At 65.7% G+C, this 16,362-nt stretch carries 13 protein-coding genes; 3 read left to right on the forward strand and 10 right to left on the reverse strand.

Annotated features, from left to right (window positions below; genetic code table 11):
* Positions 1-28: 28 nt before the first annotated feature.
* From gmhB to ACZ9H4_RS04940, 6 genes are all read right to left on the reverse strand, one after another.
* Positions 29-583 (reverse strand): D-glycero-beta-D-manno-heptose 1,7-bisphosphate 7-phosphatase, encoded by a 555-nt coding sequence (gene gmhB / locus ACZ9H4_RS04915; RefSeq protein WP_408143331.1) that lies wholly within the window; start codon positions 581-583, stop codon positions 29-31.
* Between the two features lie 10 nt (positions 584-593).
* Positions 594-2,693 carry a glycine--tRNA ligase subunit beta gene (glyS, locus tag ACZ9H4_RS04920; RefSeq protein WP_476118368.1) on the reverse strand — a complete coding sequence of 700 codons (2,100 nt, stop codon included), beginning with the start codon at positions 2,691-2,693 and terminating at the stop codon, positions 594-596.
* Between the two features lie 15 nt (positions 2,694-2,708).
* On the reverse strand, positions 2,709-3,716 hold the full coding sequence (gene glyQ / locus ACZ9H4_RS04925) for a glycine--tRNA ligase subunit alpha (protein ID WP_408143604.1): 1,008 nt from the start codon (positions 3,714-3,716) through the stop codon (positions 2,709-2,711).
* A gap of 201 nt (positions 3,717-3,917) precedes the next feature.
* Positions 3,918-5,528 carry an FMN-binding glutamate synthase family protein gene (locus ACZ9H4_RS04930; RefSeq protein WP_408328534.1) on the reverse strand — a complete coding sequence of 537 codons (1,611 nt, stop codon included), beginning with the start codon at positions 5,526-5,528 and terminating at the stop codon, positions 3,918-3,920.
* Positions 5,529-5,856: 328 nt separating this feature from the next.
* Positions 5,857-7,035: a tRNA 2-thiouridine(34) synthase MnmA gene (gene mnmA / locus ACZ9H4_RS04935; protein WP_408154694.1), complete on the reverse strand. Its 1,179-nt coding sequence runs from the start codon at positions 7,033-7,035 to the stop codon at positions 5,857-5,859.
* A 70-nt stretch (positions 7,036-7,105) separates the two neighbouring features.
* Positions 7,106-7,585 carry an NUDIX hydrolase gene (locus ACZ9H4_RS04940; protein ID WP_408154696.1) on the reverse strand — a complete coding sequence of 160 codons (480 nt, stop codon included), beginning with the start codon at positions 7,583-7,585 and terminating at the stop codon, positions 7,106-7,108.
* A gap of 206 nt (positions 7,586-7,791) precedes the next feature.
* Here ACZ9H4_RS04940 and ACZ9H4_RS04945 point away from each other — a divergent pair, with 206 nt between their 5' ends.
* From ACZ9H4_RS04945 to ACZ9H4_RS04955, 3 genes are read left to right on the forward strand one after another with little or no spacing between them, the layout of a single operon-like run.
* Positions 7,792-8,934, forward strand: a complete 1,143-nt coding sequence (locus ACZ9H4_RS04945) for a Re/Si-specific NAD(P)(+) transhydrogenase subunit alpha (protein WP_476118370.1) — start codon at positions 7,792-7,794, stop codon at positions 8,932-8,934.
* A 12-nt stretch (positions 8,935-8,946) separates the two neighbouring features.
* The gene (locus ACZ9H4_RS04950; protein ID WP_115781869.1) at positions 8,947-9,273 is read left to right on the forward strand and encodes an NAD(P) transhydrogenase subunit alpha part 2; all 327 of its coding nucleotides are present in this window, start codon (positions 8,947-8,949) and stop codon (positions 9,271-9,273) included.
* Entirely contained in the window at positions 9,273-10,727 is a 1,455-nt protein-coding gene (locus ACZ9H4_RS04955) for an NAD(P)(+) transhydrogenase (Re/Si-specific) subunit beta (protein ID WP_408328525.1), read from the forward strand. The genes ACZ9H4_RS04950 and ACZ9H4_RS04955 overlap by 1 nt, the downstream gene beginning before the upstream one ends.
* 216 nt (positions 10,728-10,943) lie before the next feature.
* On the opposite strand, the gene ACZ9H4_RS04960 is transcribed toward ACZ9H4_RS04955, so the two are convergent.
* From ACZ9H4_RS04960 to ACZ9H4_RS04975, 4 genes are all read right to left on the reverse strand, one after another.
* Positions 10,944-11,684 (reverse strand): helix-turn-helix transcriptional regulator, encoded by a 741-nt coding sequence (locus tag ACZ9H4_RS04960; RefSeq protein WP_408143503.1) that lies wholly within the window; start codon positions 11,682-11,684, stop codon positions 10,944-10,946.
* 227 nt (positions 11,685-11,911) lie between these two features.
* Entirely contained in the window at positions 11,912-12,295 is a 384-nt protein-coding gene (locus ACZ9H4_RS04965; protein ID WP_476118371.1) for a VOC family protein, read from the reverse strand.
* A gap of 401 nt (positions 12,296-12,696) precedes the next feature.
* Positions 12,697-14,004: a THUMP domain-containing class I SAM-dependent RNA methyltransferase gene (locus ACZ9H4_RS04970; RefSeq protein WP_408143506.1), complete on the reverse strand. Its 1,308-nt coding sequence runs from the start codon at positions 14,002-14,004 to the stop codon at positions 12,697-12,699.
* Positions 14,005-14,195: 191 nt separating this feature from the next.
* Positions 14,196-16,331, reverse strand: a complete 2,136-nt coding sequence (locus ACZ9H4_RS04975) for a site-specific recombinase (protein WP_476118372.1) — start codon at positions 16,329-16,331, stop codon at positions 14,196-14,198.
* Positions 16,332-16,362 lie beyond the last annotated feature (31 nt).

Below are 16,362 nucleotides of genomic sequence, written 5' to 3' on the forward strand. Positions count from 1 at the left end.
TGAGGGTTGGGGACGCGCATGGCGCGCGTCACTCTTGGGCGTCGGCGAGGAAGTCGAGCGCGAATGCGCGCAGGTCGTCGTGCACGATCGTGCCGTCGGGCAAGCCGCCGGCCGCGAGCGTCTTCTTGCCCTTGCCGGTCAGCACCAGATGCACCGGATGACCGAGCGCCGCGCCCGCTTGCAGATCGCGCATCGCGTCGCCGACGACCGGCGTGTTAGCCGGATCGACTTCGAAACGCTCGGTGATCATCTTCAGCATGCCGGGCTTCGGCTTGCGGCATTCGCAGTGATCTTCCGCCGTATGCGGGCAGAAGAACACCGCTTCGATGCGCCCGCCGACCGCCGCCGCCATCCGATGCATCTTCAGATGCATCGCATTGAGCGCGTTCATGTCGAACAGACCGCGGCCGATGCCCGACTGGTTGGTCGCGATCGCCACGCGATAACCGGCCTGGTTCAGGCGCGCGATCGCTTCGAGCGAACCCGGCAGGGCGACCCATTCGTCCGGCGACTTGATGAACGCGTCGGAGTCGACGTTGATCACGCCGTCGCGGTCGAGGATCACCACTTTCTTGTTCGGCATGGCGCGGGGCTCAGGCGGCGAGTCGGGAAATGTCGGCGACGCAGTTCATCTGCTGATGCAGCGCGCCGAGCAAGGCCAGACGGTTGGCGCGCAGCGCAGGGTCTTCGGCGTTGACCATCACGTCGTTGAAGAACGTGTCGACCGGTTCGCGCAGGGCGGCGAGCGCGGTCAGCGCACCCGTGTAGTCGCGCGCGGCCAGTTGCGTCTGCACGCGCGGCGCGACCTGTTCGAGCTGCGCATGCAAAGCCTTTTCCGCCGCTTCGACGAGCAGCGCGGCTTGCACGCCGCCGGTCGCCGCGCCTTCCGACTTCTTCAGGATGTTCGAGATACGCTTGTTGGCCGCTGCGAGCGACGCCGCTTCGGTCAGCGCCGCGAACTCGCGCACCGCATCGAGACGCGCGACGATGTCGGCGAGACGCGTCGGATTCAGCGCCAGCACCGCGTCGATTTCACCGGCCGCATAGCCACGTTCGCGCAGCAAACCGCGCAGGCGGTCCATGCTGAAGTCGTAGATGGCTTGAGTCGAATCGGCGACGTTCGGCACTGCGGCGAATTGCGCATAAGCGGTGCGCAACAGTTCGACGAAGTCGACCGGCAGTTGCTTCTCGACCAGAATGCGCAGCACGCCGAGCGCATGACGGCGCAGCGCGAACGGATCTTTTTCGCCGGTGGGTTGCAGGCCGATGCCCCAGATGCCGACCAGCGTTTCGAGCTTGTCGGCGAGCGCGACGACGGTGCCGGTCGCGGTAGTGGGCAACGCGTCGCCCGAAAAGCGCGGCTGATAGTGTTCCGAGCAGGCGAGCGCGACTTCTTCCGGCTCGCCGTCGTGGCGCGCGTAGTACGTGCCCATCGTGCCTTGCAGCTCGGGGAATTCGCCGACCATGTCGGTGATCAGGTCGGCCTTGGCCAAACGCGCGGCGCGCTTCGCGAGCGTTGCATCGGCGTCGATCATCCCGGCGATCGCACCGGCCAATGCTTCCACACGCTCGACGCGTTGCAGCGCCGAGCCCAGCTTGTTGTGATAGACGACGTTCGCGAGCAGCGGCACGCGCTCGGCGAGCGGCTTCTTCTTGTCCTGCTCGAAGAAGAACTTCGCGTCGGCCAGACGCGGGCGCACCACGCGCTCATTGCCTTCGACGATATCGCCGGGCGTCGACGTCTCGATGTTCGACACGATCAGGAAGCGCGAGCGCAGCTTGCCGTTCGCATCGGTCAATGCGAAGTACTTCTGGTTCGTCTGCATCGTGAGGATCAGGCATTCCTGCGGCACTTGCAGGAACTCGTCCTCGAAACGGCACGAATAGACCACCGGCCATTCGACCAGCGACGTCACTTCGTCGAGCAGCGCTTCGGGCATCACGACCTGGTCGCCGTTGGCATGCGCGAGCAGATGCGTGCGGATGGTTTCCTTGCGGTCAGCGAAATTCGCGATCACGCGGCCCTTGTGCATCAGCGTTTCGGAGTAGGCGTCCGCGTGCTGGATCTGCACGAAACCTTCGGAGAGGAAGCGATGGCCGAGCGTGGTGTCGTCGGCGTCGATGCCGAGCGCGCTGACCGGCACGACCTGGTCGTTATGCAGCGCGGTCAGACGATGCGCCGGACGCACGAACTTCACATTGGTGCCGTCCGGGCGCTGATAGGTCATGAACTTGGGGATCGGCAGCTTGGCCAGCGTTTCGTCGAGCGCGCTTTGCAGGCCGTCGGCGAGCGTCGCGCCGGGCGCCGCATAGCGCAGGAAGAACGCCTCGGCCTTGCCGTCCTGCGCGCGCTCCAGGTCGCTCACCGAAAAATCGGGGAAGCCGAGCGCAGCGAGTTTCTTCGCGAGCGGCGCGGTGGGCTGACCGTCTTTGTCCAGCGCGACGGAAACCGGCAGCACTTTTTCGCGCACGTGTTTTTCCGGCGCAACCGGGCGCACGTTCTTGATCGTGACCGCGAGGCGGCGCGGCGTTGCGTAACGTTCGAACGTCAGTTCGCCTTCGATCAGATCGAGCGCCGCGAGGCGCTGCGCAATGCCTTCGGCGAACGCATCGCCGAGACGGGCGAGTGCTTTCGGCGGCAGTTCTTCAGTCAGGAGCTCGACGAGCAGGGTAGCTTGTTGGGGTTGAGTCATGAGGTGATGTTCTCGTCAGTCCTGGTCGATCTTGCGTTCGACTTTCAGCGGCGGCGCCCACGCGGGCATTGCGGCGTCTTGCGCGTCGGTGGTGAGGCCGGGCACGCCGTGCACCGGATTGCCGAGCATCGGGAAGCCGAGCTTTTCGCGCGAATCGTAGTAAGCCTGCGCGACCAGACGCGACAGCGCGCGAATCCGGCCGATGTACGCCGCGCGTTCGGTGACCGAAATGGCGCCGCGCGCGTCGAGCAGATTGAACGTGTGGCCCGCTTTCAACACGAGTTCGTAAGCGGGCAGCGCGATCTGCGCTTCGATCATGCGCTTCGCTTCCGCTTCGTAGCTGTTGAAGAACGTGAACAGCAGATCGACGTTGGCGTGCTCGAAGTTATACGTGGACTGCTCGACTTCGTTCTGGTGATAGACGTCGCCGTACGTGAGGCGGCGCATTTCCGGGCCGTTCGGGCCTTGCTCTTCCCACTCGGTCCACACGAGGTCGTAAACGTTCTCGACCTTCTGCAAGTACATGGCGAGGCGTTCGAGCCCGTACGTGATTTCGCCGAGCACCGGCTTGCAGACCAGACCGCCCACTTCCTGGAAATAGGTGAACTGGGTCACTTCCATGCCGTTCAGCCACACTTCCCAGCCCAGACCCCAGGCGCCGAGCGTCGGGTTTTCCCAGTCGTCTTCGACGAAGCGCACGTCATTCTGCTTCAGGTCGAAGCCGAGCGCTTCGAGCGAGCCGAGGTACAGGTCGAGGATGTTTTCCGGCGCGGGCTTCAGCACCACCTGGTACTGGTAATAGTGCTGCAGACGGTTCGGGTTTTCGCCATAGCGGCCGTCTTTCGGGCGGCGCGACGGCTGCACATAAGCGGCGCGCCACGGCTCGGGGCCGATTGCGCGCAGGAACGTATGAACGTGGGACGTGCCCGCGCCGACTTCCATGTCGATCGGCTGGAGCAATGCACAACCCTGCTTGTCCCAATAGGACTGCAGTGTCAGGATGATTTGCTGAAACGTGAGCATGAAGTGCCTTTCGGGCATGGGGCTCCCCGCCAGGCGCCGAAGCGCGCGAGGTGGCCGTGGAGCGAAGTGCTAAACCGTAGATTTTAACGGAAAGGCAAGGGGGCGTCCGTTTTACGGGGTCGGACGCGGGCGGGATGCGGCTTTTGAACGACAAGCGGGCCGCGCGTTGGCGGCCCGGTGTCGTGAGTCATGCGTCGGCGCTCACGTCGCCGCCAGTTCCGCCCTCGGCGAGAACGAGTCGCTTTGCGCGACAGGCCAGTACTTTTCGAACAGCGAGTAGCGATAGTTGCCGGTGAGCAGATCGTTCGGTTCGAGATACTTCAGCAGTTCCGACATCAGCCGCACCTCATGCGACGACACGCGCCGCACGATGTGATGCGCGCGCAGTTCCGCCGGATGCTTCAACCCCGCGGCCTGAATGATTTCCTTCAGCGCATGCAGCGTGTTGTGGTGGAAGCTGAACACGCGGTCGGCCTTGTCCGGCACCACCAGCGCGCGCTGGCGCGCCGGGTCCTGGGTCGCGACACCGGTCGGGCAGCGGCCCGTGTGGCAGGTCTGCGCCTGGATGCAGCCCACCGCGAACATGAAGCCGCGCGCCGCGTTGACCCAGTCGGCGCCGATCGCCAGCGTCTTCGTGATGTCGAACGCGGTGATCATCTTGCCGCTCGCGCCGATGCGGATGCGCTGCCGCAAGCCGATCCCGACCAGTGTGTTGTGCACCAGCAGCAGGCCTTCCTGCAACGGCACGCCGACGTGATCGGTGAATTCGAGCGGCGCCGCGCCGGTGCCGCCTTCCGCGCCGTCCACGACGATGAAGTCCGGAACAATGCCCGTTTCCAGCATCGCCTTCGCAATGCCGAAGAACTCCCACGGATGCCCGATGCACAGCTTGAAGCCGGTCGGCTTGCCGCCCGATAGCGTGCGCAGACGCTCGACGAATTCGAGCAGGCCGCGCGGTGTCGAGAACTCGGAGTGGGTGGCGGGCGAGATGCAATCGCGGCCCATCGGCACGCCGCGCGTTTCCGCGATTTCCGGCGTGATCTTCGCTGCGGGCAATACGCCGCCGTGACCCGGCTTCGCGCCTTGCGACAGCTTCACCTCGATCATCTTCACTTGCGGCTCGGCGGCCTGCTTCGCGAACTTCTCCGCGCTGAAGGTGCCGTCGTCGTTGCGGCAGCCGAAGTAGCCCGAGGCGATTTCCCAGATGATGTCGCCGCCATGCTCGCGGTGATACTTCGACATCGAGCCTTCGCCGGTGTCGTGCGCGAAGTTGCCTTTCTTCGCGCCGAGGTTCAGCGCCATGATCGCGTTCGCGGACAGCGAGCCGAAGCTCATCGCGGAGACGTTGAAGATCGACATCGAATAAGGCTGCGCACGCTCGGGGCCGACGACGATGCGGAAGTCGTGATTCTCGAGCGTGGTCGGCGCAAGCGAGTGGCTGATCCATTCGTGCGCGACGGCTTTGACGTCGACCTCGGTTCCGTACGGACGGCTGTCGACGTCGTTCTTCGCGCGCTGGTAGACGATGCTGCGCTGCGCGCGCGAGAACGGTTTTTCATCGGTGTCGTTTTCGACGAAATACTGGCGGATTTCCGGGCGGATGAATTCGAACAGGAAGCGGAAGTGGCCCCAAAGCGGGTAGTTACGCAGAATCGCATGGCGCTGCTGCGTCAAATCGAACAGGCCGAGCGCGACGAGCGCGAGCGGCACGATGATCCAGAACCACGAAATAGCCTGAGTGGCGGCCAGCGCCGCGCAAATGGCGAGCAGCGCGGTGGTGCACCACATGGCCAGATAACGTCGAGAAAACATGGGGACTCCAGTGCAGTGAAGATCGTCGCGGCGGGATCGCCGGCGCGTTCGGCGCAGGCGGAATCCACCGCGAAGGAAACTGACGGCTGCGGATCAGCGCGAAGCGGGCGTGAGCCTGGAGCAGCCTCGCGTGCTGGCCCGTGCGGGTGAAGCCACGCACAATGCAGCGGCCGGCCGAATCTGAAGATGAGGCATGCGAACGAATGACAAGCGTCGCACGCGAAGGTGAAGCGTGTGTGAATGGCGAAGGAAGGGGCGCAACGGACGGCGCGAGCGAGCCAGGCACGCTGGGCGCGCCGGACCTGCGCAGCTTGCCCCATTGCATCGCTTAGCGCGCGCCCAGCAGTGCTGCTTTCTGCCGCCGTTTCTTTGGCCGCTCTTGCGTCTGGTCTTGCGGCAGGACAGCCGGCTGTCCTGTCACCGCGTGTTCGATGATGCCGCCGCCAAGGCAGACTTCGCCGTCATAGAGCACCGCTGATTGCCCCGGCGTGACAGCCCATTGCGCGGTGTCGAAAGTCAGTTCGAAGAGGCCTTCGCCACCGTTCGCCGCATTGAACGTACACGGCGCATCTGCTTGCCGATAACGCGTTTTCGCGCCGCACGCGAAGCCTTCCGCCGGCGGTTCGCCCGCGACCCAGCTCGTATTGCCCGCGCTCAGCGTATGACTGAGCAGCCACGGATGCTCATGGCCCTGCGCGACGTACAGCGAGTTCGACGCAATATCCTTACCGGCCACGAACCACGGGTCGCCGCTGCCGTCCTTGCTGCCGCCGAGGCCGATGCCCTTGCGCTGGCCGAACGTGTAGAACGCGAGGCCGATATGTTCGCCGACCACTTTACCGTCGGTGGTTTTCATGGGGCCCGGTTTGGTCGGGAGATAGCGATTCAGGAAGTCGCGGAACGGCCGTTCGCCGATGAAGCAGATGCCGGTCGAATCCTTCTTCTTCGCATTCGGCAGTGCGATCTGCTCGGCGATTTCGCGCACCTTGGTCTTCGGAATCTCGCCCAGCGGAAACAGCGTCTTCGACAATTGCGCCTGGTTCAGCCGGTGCAGGAAGTACGACTGGTCCTTCGTATGGTCGAACGCCTTCAGCAATTCGAAGCGGCCATCGTTCTCGCGCACGCGCGCATAGTGGCCCGTGGCGATGGTTTCCGCGCCGAGCGACATCGCGTGGTCGAGGAAAGCCTTGAACTTGATTTCGGCGTTGCACAGCACGTCCGGGTTCGGCGTGCGGCCGGCCGAGTATTCGCGCAGGAATTCGGCGAACACGCGGTCCTTGTATTCGGAAGCGAAGTTGACCGCTTCGACGTCGATGCCGATCAGGTCCGCCACCGACACCACGTCGATCCAGTCCTGCCGCGTCGAGCAGTATTCGCTGTCGTCGTCGTCTTCCCAGTTCTTCATGAACAGGCCGACCACGTCGTAGCCCTGTTCCTTCAGCAGCCATGCGGTGACCGACGAATCGACGCCGCCCGACATGCCTACTACGACTTTCTGCTTGCTCATAAGATGCTCACTGGGTGCTGCATGACTGCATGGATCGTGGGACGGCCGCTCGTGACGGCGCCCGCGAGGGTTATCTTGTGGGCCCGACCGAATGCGTATGCACGAAGTCGAGCGGGAAACGCCGGCCGGCGAGGTAGTCGTCGACGCATTGCATGACGAGCGGCGTGCGGTGCCGTTCGGGGCACGCGCGCAATTCGTCGGCGCTCATCCACAAGGTGCGGACGATGTCCGGATCGAGCGCGCGCTGCGGGTCCGGTTCGCCGCCTGCGCCGCAGTAGGTGAAGCGCAGGTAGGTGATGCCCGCGCTGCCGGGCCGCTCGAAGTGGGTCATGTACAGGCCGACCAGCGCCTCGGGCGTGAACGGATGGGCGGTTTCCTCGAGCGTTTCGCGGCTCACCGCCTGCAACAGCGTTTCGCCCGCCTCCAGGTGGCCGGCGGGCTGATTCAGGCGCAGGCCGTCGGCGGTATGTTCCTCGACGACGAGAAAGCGCCCGTCACGCTCGACGATCGCCGCGACGGTCACGTGCGGCAGCCAGGTTTCCGGTTTCATGGCTGCGCATTTTACCGTTTATGGGCCTGGGCTGCCGGGAGCCGGCCAGCGGCGGCCCATGGCGGGCCGCACGGCAACCCCGGATTGTCCCCGATTTCTGTGCACCCCCCGGTTTCGGTTAAAGTGAGGCGTTAGCCGTTGCAATTGCAAGCCGGCGTGCCTCGTCGGCCGATCTGTCGTCAAACAGGAAGTCGAGGAGGAACACGATGCATATCGGAGTGCCAGCTGAGACGCGCGCGCACGAAACCCGCGTCGCCGCGACGCCCGAAACGGTCAAGAAGTACGTGACCCAGGGCCACCGGGTCACGATCCAGAGCGGCGCGGGCGTCCCCGCGAGCTTTCCTGACGAGGCCTTCACGGCCGCCGGCGCGGAAATCGTCGATGCGGCCACCGCCTTCGGCGCCGATCTCCTCCTCAAAGTCCAGTCCCCCACCGACGCCGAGTTGCCGCTCCTGAAGCGCGGCGCGACGCTGGTCGGCATGCTCGACCCGTTTAACGCCGAGAACGCGCAGAAGCTCGCCGAGGCCGGCGTCACCGCGTTCGCGCTCGAAGCCGCGCCGCGTACGACGCGCGCGCAGAGCCTCGACGTGCTGTCGTCGCAGGCGAATATCGCGGGCTACAAGGCGGTGCTGCTGGCGGCGACGCTCTATCCGCGCTTCATGCCGATGCTGATGACCGCGGCCGGCACCGTGAAAGCCGCGCGCGTGCTGATTCTCGGCGCGGGCGTGGCCGGCCTGCAGGCGATCGCGACCGCCAAGCGCCTCGGCGCGGTGATCGAGGCGTCAGACGTGCGGCCCGCCGTGAAAGAGCAGATCGAATCGCTCGGCGCGAAGTTTCTCGACGTGCCCTACGAAACCGACGAGGAGCGCGAAGCCGCGCAAGGCGTCGGCGGCTATGCGCGGCCGATGCCGCCGTCGTGGCTCACGCGTCAATCGGCGTTGGTCCACGAGCGGGCGAAACAGGCGGATGTAGTGATCTCCACCGCGCTGATTCCGGGCCGCGCCGCGCCCACGCTGATCTCGGTCGACACCGTGCAGGCGATGAAACCGGGCTCCGTGCTGGTCGACCTCGCGGCCGGACGCGGCGCGGAGTATGAAGGCCGGCGCGGCGGCAACTGTCCGCTGACCGAAGCGGACCAGGTGGTGGTCAAGCATGGCGTGCAGATCGTCGGCTATACGAACCTCGCGTCGATGGTGCCTGCCGACGCGTCGTCGCTCTACGCGCGCAACCTGCTCGACTTCCTCAAGCTGATCATCACGAAGGAAGGCGCGTTGAACATCGATCTCGCGGACGACATCGTCGCGGCCACGCTGCTGGCCCGTGATGGCGCAGTCACGCGCAAGGCATAGAGGAGAACGGCAATGGAAGTCATCAACCACACCGTCATCAACCTGATCATTTTCGTGCTGGCGATCTACGTCGGCTACCACGTGGTCTGGAACGTCACGCCCGCGCTGCACACGCCGCTGATGGCCGTGACCAATGCGATCTCGGCGATCGTGATCGTCGGTGCGATGCTCGCCGCGGGTCTCACGCTGGGCGCGCCCGGCAAGTTCTTCGGCACGCTCGCGGTCGCGCTCGCGGCGGTCAACGTGTTCGGCGGCTTTCTCGTCACCCGGCGAATGCTGGAGATGTTTCGCAAGAAAGAGCCGAAGAAGCTCCCCGCAGCCGCTAAGGAGAACGCGTAATGAGTCTGAACGTCGTCACGCTGCTTTATCTGGTCGCGTCGGTCTGCTTCATTCAGGCGCTCAAGGGGCTGTCGAATCCGAAGACGGCGCGCGTCGGCAATACCTTCGGCATGGTCGGGATGGCGATTGCGATCCTCACGACCATCGCGCTGATCGCGAAACAGGCCTCGGCGCTCGGCTCGAACCTCGGCCTCGGGCTCGGCCTGCTGCTGGTCGCGCTCGTGATCGGCGGCGCGGTCGGCTCGTTCGTCGCCGCGCGCGTCGAGATGACCAAGATGCCCGAACTGGTCGCGGCGATGCACTCGCTGATCGGTCTCGCGGCGGTCTGTATCGCGTATGCGGTGGTGTCGGAGCCGGCCGCGTTCGGGCTCGGCGATCCGGACTATCCGATCCCGGGCTTCCTGCCGTTCGGCAATCGCATCGAGCTGTTCATCGGCACGTTCGTCGGCGCGATCACGTTCTCCGGCTCGGTGATCGCGTTCGGCAAGCTCTCGGGCAAGTACAAGTTCCGGCTCTTCCAGGGCGCGCCGGTCGTGTACGGCGGCCAGCATCTGATCAACCTGATGCTCGCCATCGCGATGCTCGGCTTCGGCATCATCTTCTTTCTCACGCAGGCGTGGCTGCCGTTCATCATCATGACGATCATCGCGTTCGTGCTCGGCGTGCTGATCATCATTCCGATCGGCGGGGCGGACATGCCGGTGGTCGTGTCGATGCTGAACTCGTACTCGGGCTGGGCGGCGGCGGGCATTGGCTTCTCGCTGAACAATCCGATGCTGATCATCGCGGGGTCGCTGGTCGGCTCGTCGGGCGCGATTCTGTCGTACATCATGTGCCGCGCGATGAACCGCTCGTTCTTCAACGTGATCCTCGGCGGCTTCGGCAACGAGGCGGGCGCGGCGGTGGCCGGCGGCGCGGCGGAGCAGCGTCCGGTGAAGTCCGGTTCGGCCGACGATGCGGCATTCATGCTCGGCAACGCCGAAACCGTGGTGATCGTGCCGGGTTATGGGCTTGCCGTGGCGCGTGCGCAGCATGCGCTGAAGGAGCTCACTGACAAGCTGGTCGAGAAGGGCATCGAGGTGAAGTACGCGATTCACCCGGTCGCCGGCCGGATGCCGGGGCACATGAACGTGCTGCTCGCCGAAGCCGAAGTCGCCTACGACATGGTCTACGAAATGGACGACATCAACGGAGAGTTTGGCCAGGTCGACGTGGTGCTTGTGCTCGGCGCGAACGACGTGGTGAACCCGGCCGCGAAGAACGATCCGAAGTCGCCGATCGCGGGCATGCCGATCATCGAGGCGTACAAGGCGAGGACGGTGATCGTCAACAAGCGCTCGATGGCGGCGGGCTATGCCGGGCTCGACAACGACCTGTTCTACATGGACAAGACGATGATGGTGTTCGGCGACGCGAAGAAGGTGATCGAGGATATGGTGAAGGCGGTCGAGTAAGTGCGTAACCGGGGATCGCGGGTTGCATGGTTTATGGGCCCGTGATTCCCGCTTCGGCGTGGCGTTCGCGTGCGGCTGTTGGAACGGGGCGCGCCGGGTGCCTGCCGAGGTTCACCACGGTCAGCCCGGCGATGCTTGCCTAAGTTCGCTTCGACCTGACGCCCGCGTGTTGCAACAGGTTCCCTCCAGCGCTCGCATCGCGACACGCCAGGATCCTCACTTCGGCTTCGCGTTCACGTGCCGCAGCAGATCCGCGAGCCGCCGGCCTTCCCGATCCGGATACTGTTCGAGCACCTGAATATCCACGATCTTCTCCAGACTGAAATTGCGGAAGTCGCCGCGCAATTCGCACCATGAGCCGAGGGTCCAGCGTGCGCCCCAATACGCTAACGCGAGCGGCCAGACGCGGCGCTCGGTGGCCGCGCCGCTCGCGTCGGTGTAGGCGAAACGCACCACGTGCCGCGCATCGATCGCGCGATGCAGCGCATCCAGCTGCGCCGAAAAATTCCCTTTGATGTGAAACGACGGCGCGAAAATCGCCAGCCTTTCGAGCGTCGCGCGTTTGTCGGCAGGCATCGCCGACGCGATCTTGGCGAGCGCCCCGCGCGCGCCGCTCGCGAAGTCCGCGCCGCCCCACGATTCGAGCATGCGCGCGCCGGCGGCGAGCGCGGCCAGTTCGTCGGCGGTGAAGGTGAGGGGCGGCAGGCTCGCGGTGCGGCTCAGCCGGTAGCCGATGCCGGCTTCGCCTTCGATCGGCACGCCCGACAATTGGAGATCGCGGACATCGCGATAGACCGTGCGCAGCGAAATGTTCAGCCAGTCGGCGAGTTGCTGCGCGGTGGTCAGACGCCGTCCGCGCAACAGTTCGGCAATCTGGAACAGGCGGTCGGCGCGGCGCGTCATCGTGGGCGTCTTGTAGAAGAGGACGGGAACGGTCCCGCGATGATAGCGCCGCATGCCGCGCTCCGCTCGAGGTTCGCTGCGGCGCGCGCTGTTGGGACGCGCGCCGCGTGGCGAGGTGCTGCCAGAGTTTGCTTCGTGCTTCCGTGCCGCGGCTTGCGGCTTCGCGTGGCAGTGTGGCTCCGTTTTGCCGCGTCGCTCTGATGCGCTAGGAGCCGCCTCAAGCCGCGTCGCTCTGCTGCGCCTCAAACCGCCTCAAGCCGCTTCGCTGAGTGGGCTGCCGTTCAGCCGTTGGTGCGCGAATGCAGGCCGAGGCGGTTGCCTTCCGTATCCGTGAAGAACGCGATGTAGCCGATGTCCTGAGGCAGCTTGATCACCGGGCCATCGGTCTTGCCGCCGGCCTGTTCGACGCGCGCGAGGGTGGCGTCCACGGTCGGCTGCGCACTCAGATAGACGAGCACGCCGTCGCCGGTCGGCGTCATCGACGGGCTGTGGACGATCGCGCCTCCAGTGGCCGGCTCTTCGTAGCCGAATATCGCAATCGGCTGCCCGCCGATTTCCTGGCGATTGAGCTGGACGTCGAGCGCGGCTTCGTAAAAGCGGACGGCGCGATCGAAATCGACGGACGGAATCTCGAACCATGCAACAACTTTGGCTGACGTGGACATGACACTCTCCTGTGGATGGCGGGTAGGCCGTGCAAAGCGCCGGATGGCGTGAGAAGGAGTGTGCGGGGGTGCTGCTGACAGCGTGGTGTCAGTAGGGTGTGGCAGGAGGCGGATTGTCGGGCGTGGTGAGCGGCGGCGTTGCGGCATGTGGCGGGCGCGGGAAAGGCGCGGCGCATGCGATTGGTGCGGGCGGCGGCGCTGTGACGGATGGCAGTAGAGGCACGCTGAGCCGCCACTGACAGGAGGCAGGCGATGCAAGCCGAACCGCAGCGCCGAAAAAAACCGCCATCGCCGCCGCCGCGCGCCGGACGAAAAAAAACCGCGGAGCCCAAAAGGTCCGCGGTTTTCATAGCCGCATTGCAGCGCGCCTCAAGCGGCGGTGGCCCTGAGCGGTAATGCCCTTAAGCCCCTTCGCTTCCAGCCGCCGACGCATCGCTCTGCGGCCGCTGACGCACGCTGCCCGCGATCAGATCGAAGCGGAACAGCCGGCATTCGAGCGCACCGTTAAAGAGCGGCGTCTTGGTCGACTCACGCAAGCGCAACTGCCCTGGCAATTTGCGATCCGACGTGAGAATGAACGCATGCCAGCCGGTGAAGCGCTGCTTCAACGCATCGCCGAGCGAGTGGAAAAATTCGCTGTCCGGCGCTTCTTCCTGCACACGACGGAAACCATCGTCGTCGCGGTTCTCGCGATTGCCGCGGCCTTCGCGCAACTCGCCGCGCGCATTACGGCCGCGCACTTCGATCCGCTCGCCATACGGCGGATTGGCGACGAGGATGCCCGCTTCGGACGAGGGCGGCGTCATGCCGCGCGCATCGACCTGCTTGAGCGGAATCGACGGCAAGCCGGCGCGCTGGAAGTTTGCGCGCGCCTTGTCGAGCATGTCGCCGGAAATATCGCTGCCAAAGATCTGCAGATCGGCGCGCGAGCTGCGCGCGGCGTGCTTCGCGTCGAGCGCGGCCGCCTTCAGCGTTTGCCAGGTCTTCGCGTCGAATTGCTTGAGCTTCTCGAAGCCGAAGCGGCGCTCCGCCCCCGGCGCGATGTTCAGCGCCACCTGGGCGGCTTCCGCGAGGAAGGTGCCGCTGCCGCACATCGGGTCGTACAGCGGCGTGCCGGCGCTCCAGCCGGTCAAGCGCAGAATGCCCGCCGCGAGATTCTCGCGCAGCGGCGCCGCGCCCTTGTCGAGACGCCAGCCGCGCTTGAAGAGCGGATCGCCGGACGTGTCGAGGTAGAGCGTGCAATCGGTGGCGGTGAGAAACGCGAACACGCGCACGTCGGGCATCGCGGTGTCGATGCTCGGTCGCGCGCCGCTGACTTCGCGCAGACGGTCGCAGATCGCGTCCTTCACGCGCAGCGTCGTGAATTCGAGGCTGCGCAGCGGCGATTTGATCGCGGTGACGTCCACCCGCAGCGTTTCTTTGGCCGAGAACCATTGCTCCCAACGCTGTTCGACCGCGAGCGCGTAAATGTCCTGTTCGCTGCGATACGGGCGGTGCGCGATCTTCAGCAGCACGCGGCTCGCGAGGCGCGAATGCAGGTTGGCGGCCATGCCGGCAGCCCAGCCGCCGCGGAAATGCACGCCGCCGGGCACTTGTGCGCCGGCCGTGAACGGCGCGCCGTTCAGGTGTTTCGCGGCAATTTCGGCGAGTTCGGCCGCGAGCGAGGCTTCAAGGCCGCGTGGGCAAGGGAGGAAGAAATCGAAGGACATTGAGGTTGCCGGAAGGCGTTGGATAAGGCGCTATTGTACGCGGTCGGGGTGGCCCGCCCGGCGCGATTACGGGACGGGCCGCTCGCGGCGGCTGGCGGGGCCGGCGCGGGAGGCGCGGGAAGAGCGGGAAGAGCGGGAAGAGCGGGAAGAGCGGGAAGTGCACGAAGCGCACGAAGCGCACGAAGCGCAGCCTAGTTCGCCTTGCGCGCCGCTCTCTCCGGCCACACCAGTTCCAGCGGATGCCGGCGCAGCCTCTGCCAGATCGCGCCGCGCAGCGAGCGCACCGCGCTGCGCCGCAGATCGCGCGACTTCACCGCCATGTAGAAAGCGAGCGCGAAGCTCACGGCCACGTTGAGTATCGCCATGCTGCCGACCCCCGCCACCGCCCACCAGAGCTCCGGCAGCTTCAACGCGCGCTCGCCGAGCACACCGAGCGCGACGCCGATCGAACCGGCGCTGAGCGTCACGTGGCGCACCTCGAAACTGAATGCGAGCGCGGTGACGATCGCCGGCACGAGTCCGAGCATCAGGCCGAGCGAGATATTGCCGACGACCCCGGCCACGTTCGCGCGGCACCAGTGCGCAAAACGGTCCGCGCTGGCCGCGCCGAGCGTCAGGCGCAGGCGGCGGTTGTAGGCGAGCGCATCGGCGACGCGATGCAGCACGAACCAGTTGTCGGCCCAGCCCGCGAGCAGGCTCGACGACCACAGCAGCACGCCGGTCAGCGCGGCGTAGAACGGCGTCGGCCCGAGCAGCGAAAAGGAGCGCAGGGTGGCGAGCGCCTTCTCCGTCGAGATGATGTCGGCGTGAAACAGCCAGCGCCACAGCAGTTGCACGACGAGGCACACGGGAAACACCAGCAGCACGTTGCCGAGCACCGCGGCGGCCTGGGTGCGCATCAGCGCGGTCACCGAGCTCACGAAACTGTCGACGCCTGCGGGCGTGCTGACGCCGTCGAGTTCGCGCGCGAGGGTGGGCGCGGTCATGGCCGGCTGCTTGGTGGCGAGCGAGAAGTGCAGGAAGTGCATCAGCAGAAAGCTGGCCGCGTAGTTGATGCCGGCCAGCAGGCCTTCGAGCATGGCTTGCAGATGCGCGCCGGTGATCGCGAACTTCACGCAGACCGTGACGACGGTGACGAGCCCACCACCGGCCGCCATGCGCATCATCTTCAGATATTCGGCGCGGTCGCGGGCGATGTAGTGCTCGCCGGTATCCGCGCTGTATTCGACGACCTTGCGCGCGAGCAGCGAGAAATTGCTGCGCATCAGGTGCGCGATGCTCTGGCTCGCGTGATTCGCTTCGACGAGTTCCGCAGTCAGACGGGCGCCCGCGTGCGGATCGTCATGCGCCATCCAGGCGTTGAGCAGATGTTCGGCGCGCACGATGCGCATGCGCATGCGCTCGACCTGAAACACGATGTCGACGCTCACGCCGTTGTGATAGAGATGGGCGAAGACGTTGTCGGTGGCGGCGCGGCAGTCGTCGAGCAACAGCCGCAGATAGTTGACTTCGCGCAGCAGCCGGTCTTGCGGCTCGCCGGCCATGACCGCATTGTGCGCGGCTTCGACAGCGAGCATCGCGCGCGTGAGGCGGTAGAACGGCTGCTTTTCCATCGCAACGCGCATGTCGCTGGTGTCGTGCCGGTCGTCCGTATCGCGGTCGGCAGGGTCGACGACAACGAGCCGGCTGCGCACCGTTTGTGACAGGCCCGTGGAGCTGATCTGGCAGGTGAGGTTGTGCAAGGCGGCCAGCAGGTCGAGCGAGAACGGCGTGTTGTCGCGCGGCGGTTCGTCTTGCGCGGCGTAGTCGAACAGCGCGTGGATGCGAATCAGCAGGTCGGCGGGCAGCGTGGCGATCCATTCGGCGTCGCGCTCGGAGCTGAACATCAGCGTGACGATCGCGGTGAGGTCGCGGCGGTTCGGCGCGGGTGGGATCAACGACGCTTCGAAGCGCCCGAACAGCGCGCCGAAGAATCCGGAGTGCACGGGCATGCCGGCGTCGCAGAGCAGCGAGAGGCCGTCGCTTTCGCGCAGCAGCGCGCGCAGAATGCCGGCGACGTTGGCCTTCCACGCGGGGTTGCGATCGAGTACGTAAAGCAGATAGCGGATGCGCGTATGCGCCGGGGCCGAGCGGGAGGCGTCGGGTTCGAGTGCATCGGCCTGCACGGCGTGGCCGCGGCGAATCCAGTGCGCGAGTTCGATCAGCCATTCGCTGCGCTCGGGATAGGGGGCGGCGCGATCGGCGATCGCCAGCAGCGCGTCGAGCTGATGGCCGCCGTCACGCGACGCGCGCCATTTTTTGATGAGTCGTTTGAGCGTGTCGAACATGTAGATTGCCTGCGGGATGCGTGCGGCGTAT

It is taken from the genome of Paraburkholderia sp. TE9906 (genome assembly GCF_056279605.1).